The following is a 15,492-nucleotide window of genomic DNA, read 5'->3' as shown; positions in this document are numbered from 1 at the left end:
ACAAATGGGAAGAGCGCCCGGATCATAACTTTATGCGAAGTCTTCTTCAGCCACTTCGCGCAGGATGGCGATGAACCGGGCCTGCGTCGCGGTGGGCCGCCAGCCCAGCCGGGTGGTGACTCCGATTGTCCGCGCGACCGGCATCGGCGGGGGTACTGCGACCAGCAGACCGGCGTCGAGCTCGACCGCCAGCTGCGCTGGCGAAAGGATCGTCAGCGCATCCGATGCGACCAGCAGCTGGCGGATGGTCATTACCGATCCGCATTCGATGGCGATGGCCGGCGGCTCCACGCCAAGCGTGCGCATCATGTCTTCCCAATAACCGCGCAACGGCGTTTCGCGTCCTGGCAGGATCCATTCGCATTGCGCCAGCGCCGCGCCGTGCAGAGCTGCTGCCTGCGCCAGCGGGTGCCCCGCCCGCATGATCAGGGCCGGCCGGTCCTCGAACATCGGCTCCTGCGCCAGGTCATCAAGCGCGCTGTCCGCCCGCAGCGCGCCGAGCATCAGGTCGATATCGCCTTCGCGCAAGGGACCGGCCAGTTCGGCATGGCTGCCTTCGACCACCGAAAGCGCTACGGCAGGCGCCTCGGCACGAAAGCGCAGCATGGCCTGCGGCAGCCACGCCGCCCGCGACAGCGGCATCGCGCCGATGACGATGCGCCCCGCCGCCTTGCCCTGCCAGGCCGCCACTTCGTCCAGCCCGCTGCGCAGCTCGGCGAGCGCGAGGCCGAAGCCCTTGGCGCGGCGCTCGCCCGCAGGCGTCAGCAGGATCGAGCGGCCGCGCCGGTCGACCAGCCGCTGCCCCAGCGCGACCCCCAGGTCCGCCACCGCGCGGTGGAGCGATGCGGCCGACAGGCCGGTTTCCTCCGAAGCGCCGGCATAGGACCCCGCCCGCGCCAGCGCACTGAACGCCCGAAGCTGGGTCGCCGTCACGCGCGAGCTGCCGATGTGCGCCAGCGCGGCTTCGGCACGCGGAGAAAGCAGCAAAGCGGCCTCGGTGGGCGTCATCCCGGCGGTACAGCGTTCGAACAGCACGCAGCCAAGATCGCTTTCGAGCCGCGCGATCGCCTGGGTCAGCGCCGGCTGGGTCAGGTTGACCGCCTTTGCCGCCCGCGTCAGGCTGCCATAGCGAACCGTTGCGACCAGTGCGGCAAGGTGTCGGATATTGGGGACGGATGCAGTCATCACAAACGCACTTAGCATTTCCTTATGGCATGGCGCAAACATCGGATTAGCGCTCGCGGCGCGAGGGGCAGAAGGCAACGCTGCACATAGCCCCCCCCCGCATAAGGAGCTGCCCATGTCGGGTATCGTCGTCCAGAACATCGAACGCGCCGATCTTGCGGTGATCGACGGCCTTGCCGCTTGCGGCGTCGCCACGGTCCACGAAGCGCAAGGACGCACCGGCCTTCTCGCCTCCTACATGCGTCCGATCTACCGTGGCGCGCGCGTCGCCGGCAGCGCGGTGACGATCAGCGCCCCTCCGGGTGACAACTGGATGGTCCACGTCGCCATCGAACAGCTGAAAGCGGGCGACATCCTCCTGCTCGCCCCCACCTCGCCGTGCGAAGACGGCTATTTCGGCGATCTCCTCGCCACCAGCGCGCAGGCACGCGGCTGCCGCGGCCTCATCATAGATGCCGGCGTGCGCGATGTTCGCGACCTCACCGAAATGCAGTTCCCCGTCTGGTCCAAGGCGATCTACGCGCAAGGCACGGTCAAGAACACCTTGGGCAGCGTCAACGTGCCGGTGGTCTGCGCCAATGCGCTGGTCAACCCCGGTGACGTGATCGTGGCCGACGACGACGGCGTCTGCGTCGTACCCCGCGCCAATGCCGAAGCCGTGCTCAAGGCGGCGCAGGCCCGCGAAGCCAACGAGGGCGAAAAGCGCGAAAAACTCGCTGCCGGCGTGCTCGGGCTCGACATGTACAAGATGCGCGAGCGCCTCGAAAAGGAAGGCCTCAAGTATGTCTGACGCCCGCCTCACCGGGCACAGCGCACCCTGCCTATGGATGCGCGGCGGCACCTCGAAGGGCGGCTATTTCCTCAAGTCCGACTTGCCCGCCGATACGGCCGCACGCGATGCCTTCCTGCTCGCCGTGATGGGCAGTCCCGATCCGCGCCAGATCGACGGCATGGGCGGTGCCGATCCGCTGACCAGCAAGGTCGCGGTGGTAGCCAAATCGGAGCGCGAGGGCATCGACGTCGATTACCTGTTCCTGCAGGTCTTCGTCGATCAGGCGATCGTCACCGATGCGCAGAATTGCGGCAACATCCTGGCGGGCGTCGGCCCCTTCGCCATCGAACGCGGCCTCGTCGCTGCGACGGGCGATGAGACCCGCGTCGCCATCTACATGGAAAACACCGGGCAGGTCGCTGTCGCCACTGTGCAGACCCCGGGCGGGCACGTGACCTATACGGGTGATGCCGCCATCGACGGCGTCCCCGGCACCCACGCCCCCGTCCCGCTCGAATTCCGCGATACGGCCGGTTCCAGCTGCGGCGCGCTGCTGCCCACCGGCAATGCGGTCGACGTGGTCAACGGCGTGCCCGTCACGCTGATCGACAACGGCATGCCCTGCGTGGTGATGAAGGCCGCCGACCTCGGCATCACCGGCTACGAGGACCGCGACTGGCTCGACAATGCCACGGAACTCAAGGCCCGGATCGAAGCCATCCGCCTTGCCGTCGGCGAACGCATGAACCTTGGCGACGTCAAGGAAAAGTCGGTGCCCAAGATGATGCTCGTTGCCCCGCCGAAGAATGGCGGCGCGGTCACCGTGCGCAGCTTCATCCCGCACCGCGCCCATGCCACCATCGGTGTGCTCGGCGCGGTCAGCGTTGCCACGGCCTGCCTGATCCCGGGCTCGCCCGCCGCCGAAGTGGCCGAGATCCCCGGAGGTGCCCGCAAGACGCTCTCGGTCGAACACCCGACCGGCGAAATGAGTTGCGTGCTCGAAACCGACGAAACCGGCGCGGTCCGCACCGCCGCCCTGCTGCGCACCGCGCGCAAACTGATGGACGGAGTTGTATTCGGATGACCTCTGACCGCATCCTTTCCTGGCACACCAATCCCAGCAAGCCGCGCTACACCCCGCCGCCGGGCGCCGTGGACGCGCACTGCCACGTCTTCGGCCCGATGGCGCAGTTCCCCTTCTCGCCCAAGGCCAAGTACCTTCCGCAGGACGCCGGCCCGGACAAGCTGTTCGCGCTGCGCGACTTCCTCGGCTTCGAGCGCAACGTCATCGTGCAGGCGAGCTGCCACGGCACCGACAACGCCGCCACGCTCGACGCCATCGCCAAGTCGAAAGGCAAGGCGCGCGGCGTCGCCGTGGTCGATCCCGCCATCTCGGAAGCAGACCTCAACGCCCTGCACGAAGGCGGCATCCGCGGCATCCGTTTCAACTTCCTCAAACGGCTTGTCGACGATGCGCCCAAGGACAAGTTTCTCGAAGTCGCCCGCCGCCTGCCCAAGGGCTGGCACGTGGTCATCTACTTCGAGGCCGACATCCTTGAAGAACTGCGCCCGTTCATGGACGCCATCCCCGTCCCCCTCGTCATCGACCACATGGGCCGGCCCGACGTGCGGCAAGGGCCGGACGGCGCGGACATGAAGGCGTTCCGCGCGTTTCTCGACAGCCGCGACGACATCTGGTTCAAGGCCACCTGCCCTGACCGGCTCGACGCGATCAAGGAGGGCGGCGCGGGAGACCCGTGGAACGCCTTTGCCGCTGCGGTGGCGCCGCTGGTGGCCGATTACCAGGACCGCGTGCTGTGGGGCACCGACTGGCCGCACCCCAACATGGACACCGAGATCCCCGACGATGGCCACCTCGTCGACATGATCCCGCGCATCGCGCCCACGGTCGATCTTCAGCGCAAGTTGCTGATCGACAACCCGATGCGGCTCTACTGGCCCGAGGAACTCTGACCACACGGCTTGCCAAAGCTCGGCCTGCACCATAATCAGAATTTGAATTCTATTATAGTGGGGAGAGTGCAGAGTGGAACTCGATCGTCGATCGTTGATCGCCGGCGCGGCAGCTTTGGGTGCCGCGCCGCTGGTCGCGCAGGCCAAGGCCACAAAGCCGAGCCCGGCCTTTCCGCAGGGCTTCCTGTGGGGCTCGGCAACGGCCGCTCACCAGGTGGAAGGCAACAACATCAACGCCGATGCCTGGCTGATGGAAAACGTCAAGCCGACCACGTTCGTCGAGCCCTCCGGCGATGCGGCGAACAGTTTCGAGCTGTGGCAGACCGATCTCGATCTGGTGAAGACCCTCGGCCTCAACACCTATCGCTTCAGCCTCGAATGGGCGCGGATCGAACCTGAACCCGGCCTGTTCTCGATCGCCATGCTCGATCACTACAAGGCGATGATCGAAGGCTGCCGTGCGCGCGGGCTTCACCCGATCGTCACCTTCAACCACTTCACCACCCCGCGCTGGTTCGCCGGGCGCGGGGGCTGGCACAATCCCGAAGCCCCGGCCCTGTTCGCCCGCTATTGCGACCGCGCTGCCCGTCACCTGGCCGAAGGTATCGGCCATGCGACCACGCTGAACGAGCCCAACCTTGCCGGGCTGCTCGCCGAACTGCTGCCGGGTGATCTTCTTGCCCAGGACAAGGCGATGCTGAAGGCCTGCGCCCGTGCGATGGGCGTGGAACGCTTCAGTGCGGGCAGCGCGCTGCACATCGACGATCCCAAATCCTTCCGCGCGCATCAGCTGGAAGGGCACAAGCAGGGACGAGCCGCGATCAAGGCGGTGCGTGGCGACCTGCCTGTGGGCGTAAGCCTGGCCATGATGGACGATCAGGCGGTGGGCCGGAACTCGCTGCGCGACGCAATGCGCGAACGCTATTACGGCGAATGGCTGCGTGCCGCCCGCGGTGACGATTTCGTCGGCGTGCAGAATTACGAGCGCAAGGTCTGGAACGACAAGGGCGTGGTCCCCGCCCCCGCCGACGCGCGGCGCAACAAGATGGGGGCCGAAGTCTGGCCGGGCTCGCTGGCGGGCGCGGTGCGCTATGCCCATGAAGCGACGGGCATCCCCGTGATCGTGACCGAGCACGGTGTCGGAAGCGACGATGACAGCATCCGCGCATGGCTGATCCCGAACGCGCTGCGCGAACTGAAGCTGGCGATGGACCAGGGCGTGCCCGTCCACGGCTATTGCCACTGGTCGCTGATCGACAACTTCGAATGGGTGTTCGGCTATGGCATCCACTTCGGGCTGTGCACGCTCGACCGGACAACGTTCAAGCGGACGCCCAAGCCGAGCGCGATGGTGCTAAAGCGCATCGCCGAGGCTAACGCGCTCGTCTGATCGAACGAAGGGGCGGTCCCCACCGCCTCTTCGCCCTCTTCAGACCGGAAGGCCGACGTAGTTTTCCGCGATCGTCTGCTGCGCAGCGCGGCTGTTGGCGATGTAGTCCAGCTCGGCCACCTGCATGCGCCGCTCGAACGGACCGTCTTCGGGGAAGCGGTGCATCAGCTTGGTCAGCGACCAGCTGAATCGCTCGGACTTCCACACGCGGGCCAGCGCCTTGTCGGAATAGCCGGCGATCGCGTCGGCATCGTTGCGCTTGAAGAATGCGGTCAGCGCGGCCGAAGCATAGTGCACGTCCGATGCCGCAAGGTTCAGCCCCTTGGCCCCTGTGGGCGGCACGATGTGCGCGGCATCGCCGCACAGCAGCAGGCTGCCGTACCGCATCGGCTCGAACACGAAGCTGCGCAGTGGCGCGATCGACTTCTCGATCGAAGGGCCGCGCGTCATGTTGGCCGCGGCATCGGGGCCAAGGCGCAGCGCCAGTTCGTCCCAGATGCGATCGTCGGACCAGTCCTCGATCTTTTCGGTCAGCGGCACGTCGACGTAGTAGCGGCTGCGCGTCGGGCTGCGCATCGATGCAAGCGCAAAGCCGCGTTCGTGGTTGGCATAGATCAGCTCGTCGTTGCACGGCGCCACGTCGGCCAGGATGCCGAGCCAGCCGAACGGATAGACGCGCTCGAAGCTCTTGCCCACGCTCGCCGGGATCGCCTGGCGGCTGGGGCCGTGGAAGCCGTCGCACCCGACGATGAAGCGCGCGTCGATCCGCTGCGCCGCCCCGTCCTTGGTAAAGGTGAGATAAGGCGCATCGCCTTCGATATCGTGCAGCGCCACGTCACCCGCATCATAGATCACGTTCAGCCCGCGCGGGGCGGCCGCGTCCATCAGGTCGCGGGTGATTTCGGTCTGGCCATAGACGACCACAGTCTTGCCGGTGAGGCCTTCGCAATCGATGCGGATCAGTCGCTCGCCATCGGCAAGGTTGAAGCCGCCCTCGATCAGCCCTTCGGCCTTGAGACGGGCATCAAGGCCAAGCCGCTCCATCAGCTGCACGGTAATCTGTTCGAGCACGCCGGCCCGGATGCGCGACAGCACATAGTCGCCGCTCTGGCGCTCGACCACGACGCAGTCGATGCCCTCCGCCTTGAGCAGATGGCCAAGCAGCAGGCCTGCAGGGCCGGCGCCAACGATCGCAACCTGGGTCTTCATTGCCTGGCTCTCCCCACGATGGCCGCTCGCCGGCGGCGCGTCATTCCAGTGGACATGCAATTGACATCGGCGCTTGCCGGGGTGAAGGGACGGCAACGTCAATCTTCTGGCATTTTCAGGACATGCGATGAATCAGCCCGCCGCGATCCCGACGTTTGCCCTCTATGGTGAAGGAGATTGGCAGAGCCCCGCCGGTTTCGCGCATATTGAGACGATCGCCGAACGCAGCGCGCTCCATGACTGGACCATTGCGCCGCATCGCCACGATCGCGTCGTGCAGCTTCTCGTGGTGCAGGAAGGACATGCGCGCGTCACGCTCGATGGCGCGCCCTTTGCCCTGCCCGCGCCTAGTTTCATCGTGGTGCCGACCGGCGTGGTCCACGGTTTCCGCTTCGATCCCGGCACCCGTGGCCACGTGCTGACGCTATCGCAGGAATTTGCCGGGCGCGGGCGCGGCGATGGCGATCCTCTGCCCGGCTTTCTTGCGCAGGGCGGCTCGGGCGAGATCGCCGCCGACGCCGTCGCGCGGGTTGACTGGCTGACCCGGGAACTGCTGCACATCGCCGAAAGCGCGGGCGCCACCGCCGACCCGCTGTTCGAGGCGCTGGCCGAAGCGCTGGTCCGCTCGATCGCCGGGCAAGCTGCCACGCCCGGCGACGACCGCCGGCTGGGCCTGTTCCGCCACCTCGTCGAAACGCACCTTGCCGAACAGCGCCCGCTCGAATTCTATGCACGCTCGATGGGGCTCACCGTGCGCACGCTCACCCGCCTCACCCGCGCCCGGCTGGGCGCGCCGCCGCAGGTGCTGATCAACCGCCGCCTCGCGCTCGAAGCGCAGCGCCGCCTGCGCTACACGAGCGCCACGGTAGCGCAGATCGCCGAAGACCTCGGTTTTGCCGATCCCTCGTGGTTCTCGCGCTTCTACCTGCGCATGACGGGCCATCGTCCGCTCGCCGAACGGCAAGCGCTGCGGGGCCGCTTGATCCAGGACAATGATCCCGCCGCCTGATCGCGCCAACCCTCACGGCAAAGGGGGGCGATCGTCATGGACTTCGAATTTTCCGCGCGGGTCAACGAATTGCGGCGGCAGGTCGAGGATTTCCTCGAAGACTACATGCTGCCCTACAACGCCGAATGGAATGCCGAGGTCGCCGCCGGGCGATATCCCCTGCACATCATGGAGCCGCTCAAGCAGATCGCCCGCGCCGACGGTCTGTGGAACCTGTTCCTGCCCGGCTTGCGTGACGACGAGCCCGGCACCCGCCTCACCAACCTCGAATATGCACCGCTCGCCGAAATCATGGGCCGCCTGCCCTGGGCTTCGGAGGCGTTCAACTGCAATGCGCCTGATAGCGGGAACATCGAACTTCTCCATCTTCATGCGAATGGAGCACAGAAAGCCCGCTGGCTGGTCCCGCTGCTCGACGGCAGCGTCCGCTCGTGCTTCGCGATGAGCGAGCCCGACGTCGCCTCGTCCGATGCCACCAACATCCGCACCACGATCCGCCGCGACGGCGATGATTACGTCATCAACGGGCGCAAGTGGTTCATCACCGGCGCGCTCCACCCGTTGTGCCGGTTCGCGGTGGTCATGGGCGTGAGCGATGCCGACGAAGTGCAGCCGCGCCATGCGCGCCATTCGATGATCATCGTGCCGATGGACACGCCGGGCCTGACCGTGGTGCGCAACATCCCGATCCTGCACCACTACGCGATCGAGGGGCAGTGCGAACTTGTGTTCCGCGATTGCCGCGTGCCCGCCGCCAATCTGCTGGGCGCCGAAGGACAGGGCTTCGCGCTGGCGCAGGCGCGGCTGGGGCCGGGGCGGGTGCACCATTGCATGCGCACCATCGGCCAATGCGAACTCGCGCTCGATCTGATGTGCGAACGCGCGCTCGAACGCCGCGCCTTCGGCCATGCGATTTGCGGCTATGCCAACATCCAGGACTGGATCGCGCAATCGCGGGTGGAGATCGACATGGCCCGCCTGCTGGTGCTGCGCGCCGCAGCGCGGCTCGATGCGCAGGGCAACAAGGCCTGCAAGGTCGACGTATCGGCGATCAAGCTCGTCGCCGCCCAGCTCCAGACGCGGGTGCTCGACCGCGCAATCCAGGTGTTCGGGGCAATGGGGCTGACCAGCGACACCCCGCTCGCGTATTTCTACACCTGGGGCCGCGCGCTGCACTTGTTCGACGGGCCGGACGAAGTGCACCTGCGCACCGTGGCGCGGGCCGAACTCGATCGCGTGGGCGACACGCTGGGCCGCAACACGCGCTACTTCACCATTCCCGAAACCTTGCGCTAAGCGGCGTTCAGGCGGGCGTCCCCGGATCGCCGACATGGCGCACGCCCCGCGCCGCGGCGAGCTTTTCCTGCCGATGCCGTTCGCGATACGAAGCGCGCTGCGCGTCGGTCTTTTCCGGGTAACAGGCGGCGCAGCTCACCCCTTCCTCGTAGAGCGGCGGTGCCCGGTCGGCCGCGCTCACCGGGCGGCGGCACGAACGGCACAGGCCGTGGCTACCTTCGCGCAGGCCGTGGCCAACGGCGACGCGTTCGTCGAACACGAAGCATTCGCCCTGCCACAGGCTTTCGTCCTCGGGCACCGTCTCGAGGTATTTCAGGATGCCGCCCTTGAGGTGGTAGACCTCGTCGATCCCTTCCTGACGCAGGAACGCGGTCGATTTCTCGCAGCGGATGCCACCGGTGCAGAACATTGCGACCTTGGGCCTGCGCCCTTCCCCCAGCAGTTCATCGCGGTGCGCGCGGAACCAGCCGGGAAAGTCGCGGAAGGTGGCGGTCTTGGGGTCGATCGCACCGGCGAAGGTGCCGATCGCCACTTCGTAGTCGTTGCGGGTGTCGATCACGATCGTATCGGGATCGGCGATCAGCGCGTTCCAGTCCTGCGCATCGACATAGGTTCCGACGCTGGCGCGCGGATCGATGTCGGGCACGCCCATCGTCACGATCTCGCGCTTCAGCCGCACCTTCAGCCGGTGGAACGGCATGGCCGAGGCATGGGACAGCTTGACGTCAAGATCGGCACAGCCCGGCAGTGCGCGAATATGCGCCAGCACATCGGCAATGCCTGCGTCCGGGCCAGCGATGGTGCCGTTGATGCCCTCGTGCGCCAGCAGCAGCGTGCCTTTGACGCGGCTTGCGCGGCAGATCGCCTCGAGCGGCCCCTGCAGCGCCGCCGTATCCTGGAACGGCGTGAAGCAGTACAGCGCGGCGACGGTGAACGGGGAAGCAGCTGCGGTCATGATGCGCCGCCCTTCCCCGATAGCGGCCTTTTCGTCAATTCACTCAGCCGCCACCAAACGCGCGTTCGAGCAGCGGATCGCGCGTGCTGCGCGGATCGCGGCGGATTTCCGCTTCCTCGCGGCCGATCGCCCGCCAGATCGCGTCATCGGCCTGCCGGGCCAGATCGTTGGCAATGGCATTCACATCCACGCCGGTCGCCACCTGCAGCGCCTGGCCCACCAGCGGGTCCGACGTTGCGTGGAGCAGGTTGCCGAATTCGGGGAACATCACGTCGATCAGCCGTCCTGACATCTCGCCGCGCAAGTAGTTGGTCGCCTCGTCCGGGCGGCCGCGCACCAGCGCCAGCGCATCGCGCACGCCGATCCCGCGAATCGCCTCGGTCACCGCGGGCGCCGCGCGATAGGCGGCGCGCTCCGCCATGTCATTGAAGGCACGCGCCAGCCGGTCCTTGAACAGCGGCCCGGTCAGCAGCTGCTGCAGCATGCCGCCGCGATTGCCGAGCTGTTCGGGCAGCGCCAGCCGCGCCATCTGGTCATCATAGAACCCGCCGGGCGCCAGCAACCGGTCGAACGCGCGGTTGGCCGAAGCCTGCAGCAGGTGCCGCACCACTTCGGTCAGCGAAAAGCCGCCATAGCTGGCGCATCCCGCCAGGCTCAGCGCCGCCGTTCCGGCCAGCGCGCCGCTGCCGATCATCCATCCCCTGCGGGTCAGCACTGCTGCCATGCCCATGTCTCCTCTTTTTGCCGCGCGGGCTTTCACCGCCCGCTCATGCCCGCCATATGCAGTCCCCACGATGAACCGCGTCCGCTGCCTTGTCTTCAACGCCGCCCTCGGGCCGCTGGACTATCGCGTGCCCGAAGGCATGACGGTGGAGCCGGGCAGCGTGGTTGTTGCGCCGCTGGGGCCACGCCAGATCGTGGGCGTTGTCTGGGAGGCCGAACGGCTGCCCGCCAGCGAGGTTCCGGATGCGAAGCTGCGCCCGCTGCTGCAGGTCCTGCCGGTGCCGCCGCTGGCCGCCCCGCTGCGCCGGCTGATCGAATGGTGCGCAGATTACTACGTCACAAGCCTCGCCTCGGTCGCGCGGATGGCGCTGTCGAGCAGTGCGGCGCTGCGCGGCGGTGGCACAGTCACCGAATACCGCCTGACCGGGCACGAACCGGCGCGCCTTACCCCGCAGCGCGCGCAGGCGCTCGATCTTCTGAACGGACAGCAGGGGACGATCCGCGAACTGGCCGAGATCGCCGGCGTGTCCGACGCGGTACTGCGCGGCATGGTCAATGCCGGCATCCTCGAAGCCGTGCTGGTCGATAGCGACCGCCCCTATCCCGCGCCCGATCCGCGCCATGCCGAGCCCGATCTTTCGGCCGAGCAGGCCGAGGCCGCCGCCAAGATGGTCGCCGCGGTCGAGGCGCACGAATTCCGCCCGTACCTGCTCGACGGGGTGACCGGTTCGGGCAAGACCGAAACCTACAGCGAAGCCATCGCCGCCGCGATCGCGCAAGGGCGGCAGGTGCTTGTCCTGCTGCCCGAAATCGCGCTGACCGAAAGCTTCCTTAAACGGTTCGAGGCGCGCTTCGGCGTGCCGCCGGTCACTTGGCATTCCTCGCTCAAATCGTCCGAGCGCCGCCGCGCCTGGCGGCAGGTCGCCTTCGGGCAGGCCCGCGTCGTGGTCGGCGCGCGCTCGGCGCTGTTCCTGCCGTTCGCCCGGCTGGGCCTGATCGTGGTCGACGAAGCGCACGAGATCAGCTTCAAGCAGGACGATGGCGTGCGCTACAACGCGCGCGACGTGGCGGTGATGCGCGCCCATTTCGAAAGCGTGCCGGTGGTGCTGGCCAGCGCCACGCCCGCGCTCGAAAGCCTGCAGATGGCCGAGGCCGGGCGCTACGAACGGCTCGTCCTGCCGAGCCGTTTCGGCGGCGCGACCCTGCCCGACATCCGCGTCGTCGATCTGCGCGAGCAGCAGCCGCCCCGGGGCCAGTGGCTCGCCCCCGCGCTGGTCGATGCGCTGAAGGACCGGCTGCTCAAGGGCGAACAGAGCCTGCTGTTCCTCAACCGTCGCGGCTATGCGCCGCTCACGCTATGCCGCACCTGCGGCCATCGCTTCCAGTGCCCCAACTGCTCGGCCTGGCTGGTCGAACACCGCCTTTCGCGCCGCCTCGCCTGCCACCACTGCGGCTACGAAGTGCCCCCGCCCGACGCCTGCCCCGAATGCGGCGAGAAGGACTGCCTCGTCGCCTGCGGCCCCGGCGTGGAACGCATTGCCGATGAAGTCGCCGCGATCCTGCCGCAGGCGCGCGTCGCGCTGGTCACCTCGGACACGCTGACCAGCCCGGCCAAGGCCGCCGAATTCGTGGCGCAGGCCGAAGCGAAGGCAATCGACGTGATCGTCGGCACGCAGCTCGTCACCAAGGGCTTCCACTTTCCCGAGCTCACCCTCGTCGGCGTGGTCGATGCCGACATGGGGCTGGAAGGCGGCGATCTGCGCGCGGCCGAACGCACCTACCAGCAGGTCGCCCAAGTCGCGGGCCGTGCCGGGCGCGGCGAAAAGCCGGGCGAAGTGCTGATCCAGACCCGCCACCCGGATGCCCCGGTGATCGAGGCGCTGGCAAGCGGCGACCGCGACGCGTTCTACGCCGCAGAGACCGAAGCCCGGCGCGAGGCGAACGCCCCGCCGTTCGGGCGCTGGGCCGCGATCATCGTCTCATCCGAGGACGAGGCCGAGGCCCGCGATGCCGCCCGCGCCATCGGCGGCACCGCGCCGCGCCTGAAGGACGTGCTGGTGCTGGGCCCCGCGCCCGCCCCGCTTTCGCTGCTGCGCGGGCGCTATCGCTATCGCCTGCTGATCAACGCCCGCCGCTCGACGGAATTGCAGCGCGTGATCCGCGAATGGCTCGATCCCTTGCGCTTTGCCCCCGGTGTCAGGGTTGCGGTGGACGTCGATCCCTATAGCTTCGTGTGATGCGTTCCCCCGGCCCCGCACGACGCCGCATCCTTTTCGTCGAAACCTTCGGCGGCGCGGTCTACGACGATCGCACGCTCGGCCAGGCCGGCCCCGCCATCGGCGGCAGCGAGACCACGCTGGTGCGCATCGCCTGCGGCCTTGCCGCCACCCATCATGTCGACGTGGTGCAATATGTCCGCACGGAGCCGCGCGATGGCGGCGGCGTGCGCTGGCATCCGTGGAGCGCCCTGCGTCAGCTTGCCCGCGCCGCCGATGCCATCGTCGTCCAGCGTCACGACGAACTTGCCCCGCGCCTGCGCCGCTTTGCCCTGCGCACGCCTATCTTTCTGTGGAACCACGATTCGATCGATTACGCCGAACTGCCGCCGCCCTCGTTCAAGGCCGACCGCGAAGTGCTGCTCCACGGCCTAGCCGGCGTTACCCGCGTGTGCCTTTCGCCCTTCCACGCCGCCAACCAGGCAGAGGCGCTGCAGCGCCAGCGGCGCCTGCCCGGTCCGCCTTCCCCGCGCATCCGGGTCATTCCCAACCCGGTGGTGGTGTACCCGCCCGATCCGCGACCGCCGCTCGATCGCGACAAGCTGGTCTATTGCTCCAGCCCGACCGACCGCCTGCCGATGATCCTTGCCGCGTTCGCCGCCGCCCGGGCGGAGATGCCATTGCTGCGCCTGCACCTCGCCAGCCCGCGCTACGATCCGATTCGCGAGGAGGACCTGCCCGCTGATCGCGACGGCATCGTGCTGATGGGCTCGCTGCCCCAGCCCGAACTCCATCGCCAGCTGTCCGATGCGCTGTGCCTGTTCTACCCGCAATGGGTCGTGCCCGAGGCGTTCGGGCTGGTCTTTGCCGAAGCGCACGCGCTCGGCACGCCCGCGCTGGCGCACAATTTCGGCGCGGCGGTCGACCTGTTGACGCCGGACGAGCGGCTGGATGCGCGCGATCTTGGCGCCGTCGTCGCGCGGGTGCGCGCCTGGCGCGATGGCGCGCGGCCGCACGTCAGCGCCAACCCCGCGCTCACGCTGGAAGCCGTGCTCGGCCAGTGGCGGGAGCTGCTCGGATGACCACAAGCAACGACAAGCAGGGCCCGGTCCTCGTGCTGATCCTGGGCGACCAGCTTTCGCCCGCGATCTCCAGCCTCGCCGACCGGACGCCTGACGATACCGTCGTGCTCATGGCCGAAGTCGCCGACGAGACCACCTACGTGCGCCATCACAAGGCCAAGATCGCGCTGGTCCTCTCGGCCATGCGCCATTTCGCCACCGAGCTGCGGCAGGCGGGCTGGACTGTCGATTACGTGCGGCTGGAAGACGAAGGCAATTCGGGCAGCCTCACCGGCGAAGTCGCGCGCGCCATTGCCCGGCACGATGCCCGCGGCGTGCAGGTGACCGAACCCGGCGAATACCGCCTGCGGCAAGCGATGGAGCAATGGCGCGAGGATCTGCCCGTTCGCCTGCGGATCCTGGCCGACACGCGCTTCGTCTGCCCACTGCCCGATTTCTACGAATGGGCCGCCGGGCGGCGCGAACTGCGCATGGAGTATTTCTACCGCGACATGCGCCGCAAGACCGGCCTGCTGATGGAGGGCGACAAGCCGGTCGGCGGGCGCTGGAACTTCGACGCCGAAAACCGCGCCGGGCCCGAAAGAGGCGCCAGCTTCCCCGCCCCGCCACGCTTCGCCCCCGATGCCACGACGCGCGACGTGATCGCCATGGTGGAAAGCCGCTTCGCCCGCCACTTCGGCACTCTGGATGAATTCAACTGGCCGGTGACGCGGGCGGACGCCGAACGGCTCCTCGCCCACTTCCTGAAAAGGCGCCTGCCTCACTTCGGACGCTGGCAGGATGCGATGGTGGCGGGGCAGGATTTCGTGTTCCACGCCCTGCTTTCGCCGGCGATCAACCTGGGCCTGCTCGATCCGCTCGCCGTGTGCCGGGCCGCCGAGGCCGAGTACCACGAAGGCCGCGCGCCCATCGAGGCGGTCGAGGGTTTCATCCGCCAGATCATCGGCTGGCGCGAATACGTGCGCGGCATGTACTGGCTCGACATGCCCGGCATGGCCGAGGCCAATTTCCTCGACGCCACGCGCCCGCTGCCCGACTTCTGGTGGACGGGCGAAACGAAGATGCGCTGCTTGTCGGAAGCCGTACGCACCACGCGCGACAATGCCTATGCCCATCACATCCAGCGGCTGATGGTGCTGGGCAACTTCGCGCTGCTGGCGGGGCTCAAGCCGCAAGAGGTGGCCGACTGGTTCCTCACCGTCTATGCCGATGCCTACGAATGGGTCGAACTGCCCAACGTCGCCGGCATGGCGCTCCACGCCGACGGCGGCCGCCTCGCCTCCAAACCCTATGCCGCGAGCGGCGCCTACATCGACCGGATGAGCGACTATTGCGGCACCTGCGCCTACAAGGTGAAGGTCAAGACCGGCCCGGACGCCTGCCCCTTCAACGCGCTCTACTGGCACTTCCTCGCCCGCAACGAGAGCAAGCTCGCCCGCAACCCCCGCCTGTTCCAGCCCTACGCCACCTGGCGCCGCATGACCGATGACAAGCGGCGCGACTATATCGAGAGCGCCGAGGCGTTTCTGGCGACGCTGGAACCGGCGGAACCGGGCTGGGCGCGAGGTTAGTTGGGGTCTTGGCGGTTTGCGCTGAGAAGCGGGCGTCCGGTTAGTGGCGACCGATGTTGTCGATAAAGAGGCCGATAATGGGACGGCTGGGATCGCAGGAAGGAAGTGCG

Annotated in this window: 13 protein-coding genes; 9 read left to right on the top strand and 4 right to left on the bottom strand. The window is 67.8% G+C overall.

Translation table 11 applies throughout. The features are described 5' to 3' along the window. Positions 1 to 30: 30 nt before the first annotated feature. The gene (locus HHL27_RS06385) at positions 31 to 1,185 is read right to left on the bottom strand and encodes a LysR family transcriptional regulator (RefSeq protein WP_169492538.1); all 1,155 of its coding nucleotides are present in this window, start codon (positions 1,183 to 1,185) and stop codon (positions 31 to 33) included. Positions 1,186 to 1,300: 115 nt separating this feature from the next. Between HHL27_RS06385 and ligK the strand changes: the two genes are divergently transcribed. The 4 genes from ligK to HHL27_RS06365 all read left to right on the top strand — a co-directional run bounded on the left by ligK (position 1,301) and on the right by HHL27_RS06365 (position 5,321). Then, positions 1,301 to 1,975: a 4-carboxy-4-hydroxy-2-oxoadipate aldolase/oxaloacetate decarboxylase gene (gene ligK, locus HHL27_RS06380; protein WP_169492537.1), complete on the top strand. Its 675-nt coding sequence runs from the start codon at positions 1,301 to 1,303 to the stop codon at positions 1,973 to 1,975. Next, a complete protein-coding gene (locus HHL27_RS06375; protein WP_169492536.1) occupies positions 1,968 to 3,041 on the top strand; it encodes a 4-oxalomesaconate tautomerase in 1,074 nt (357 codons plus the stop codon). Before ligK ends, HHL27_RS06375 begins: the two co-directional genes overlap by 8 nt. Beyond that, positions 3,038 to 3,931 carry an amidohydrolase family protein gene (locus HHL27_RS06370; protein WP_169492535.1) on the top strand — a complete coding sequence of 298 codons (894 nt, stop codon included), beginning with the start codon at positions 3,038 to 3,040 and terminating at the stop codon, positions 3,929 to 3,931. The genes HHL27_RS06375 and HHL27_RS06370 overlap by 4 nt, the downstream gene beginning before the upstream one ends. Before the next feature lie 73 nt (positions 3,932 to 4,004). Continuing rightward, complete coding sequence (locus HHL27_RS06365; protein ID WP_169492534.1) at positions 4,005 to 5,321, top strand: family 1 glycosylhydrolase; 1,317 nt, start codon at positions 4,005 to 4,007, stop codon at positions 5,319 to 5,321. A 39-nt stretch (positions 5,322 to 5,360) separates the two neighbouring features. On the opposite strand, the gene pobA is transcribed toward HHL27_RS06365, so the two are convergent. Continuing rightward, entirely contained in the window at positions 5,361 to 6,530 is a 1,170-nt protein-coding gene (gene pobA / locus HHL27_RS06360; RefSeq protein WP_169492533.1) for a 4-hydroxybenzoate 3-monooxygenase, read from the bottom strand. Between the two features lie 127 nt (positions 6,531 to 6,657). Here pobA and HHL27_RS06355 point away from each other — a divergent pair, with 127 nt between their 5' ends. Beyond that, entirely contained in the window at positions 6,658 to 7,539 is an 882-nt protein-coding gene (locus HHL27_RS06355; protein ID WP_169492532.1) for a helix-turn-helix domain-containing protein, read from the top strand. A 36-nt stretch (positions 7,540 to 7,575) separates the two neighbouring features. Further along, the gene (locus HHL27_RS06350) at positions 7,576 to 8,835 is read left to right on the top strand and encodes an acyl-CoA dehydrogenase family protein (RefSeq protein ID WP_169492531.1); all 1,260 of its coding nucleotides are present in this window, start codon (positions 7,576 to 7,578) and stop codon (positions 8,833 to 8,835) included. 7 nt (positions 8,836 to 8,842) lie between these two features. Here HHL27_RS06350 and trhO read toward each other — a convergent pair whose 3' ends face one another. Further along, the gene (trhO, locus tag HHL27_RS06345) at positions 8,843 to 9,790 is read right to left on the bottom strand and encodes an oxygen-dependent tRNA uridine(34) hydroxylase TrhO (protein WP_169492530.1); all 948 of its coding nucleotides are present in this window, start codon (positions 9,788 to 9,790) and stop codon (positions 8,843 to 8,845) included. A 43-nt stretch (positions 9,791 to 9,833) separates the two neighbouring features. Further along, positions 9,834 to 10,514 carry a DUF4197 domain-containing protein gene (locus HHL27_RS06340; RefSeq protein ID WP_169492529.1) on the bottom strand — a complete coding sequence of 227 codons (681 nt, stop codon included), beginning with the start codon at positions 10,512 to 10,514 and terminating at the stop codon, positions 9,834 to 9,836. 70 nt (positions 10,515 to 10,584) lie between these two features. On the opposite strand from HHL27_RS06340, the gene HHL27_RS06335 reads away from it, so the two are divergent. The 3 genes from HHL27_RS06335 to HHL27_RS06325 are packed head-to-tail and all read left to right on the top strand — an operon-like array spanning position 10,585 to position 15,382. Beyond that, positions 10,585 to 12,750, top strand: coding sequence for a primosomal protein N' (locus tag HHL27_RS06335; protein WP_169492528.1), 2,166 nt, complete (start codon positions 10,585 to 10,587; stop codon positions 12,748 to 12,750). Continuing rightward, a complete protein-coding gene (locus tag HHL27_RS06330; protein WP_169492527.1) occupies positions 12,750 to 13,811 on the top strand; it encodes a glycosyltransferase in 1,062 nt (353 codons plus the stop codon). The genes HHL27_RS06335 and HHL27_RS06330 overlap by 1 nt, the downstream gene beginning before the upstream one ends. Next, complete coding sequence (locus tag HHL27_RS06325; protein ID WP_169492526.1) at positions 13,808 to 15,382, top strand: cryptochrome/photolyase family protein; 1,575 nt, start codon at positions 13,808 to 13,810, stop codon at positions 15,380 to 15,382. The genes HHL27_RS06330 and HHL27_RS06325 overlap by 4 nt, the downstream gene beginning before the upstream one ends. Positions 15,383 to 15,492: the final 110 nt, after the last annotated feature.

Origin of the sequence: Novosphingobium olei (assembly GCF_012927405.1) — a bacterium.
In the GTDB taxonomy this organism is placed as follows: domain Bacteria; phylum Pseudomonadota; class Alphaproteobacteria; order Sphingomonadales; family Sphingomonadaceae; genus Novosphingobium; species Novosphingobium olei.
The sequence above is the reverse complement of the archived record's forward strand: the minus strand, read 5'-3'. Positions and strand labels throughout refer to the sequence as shown.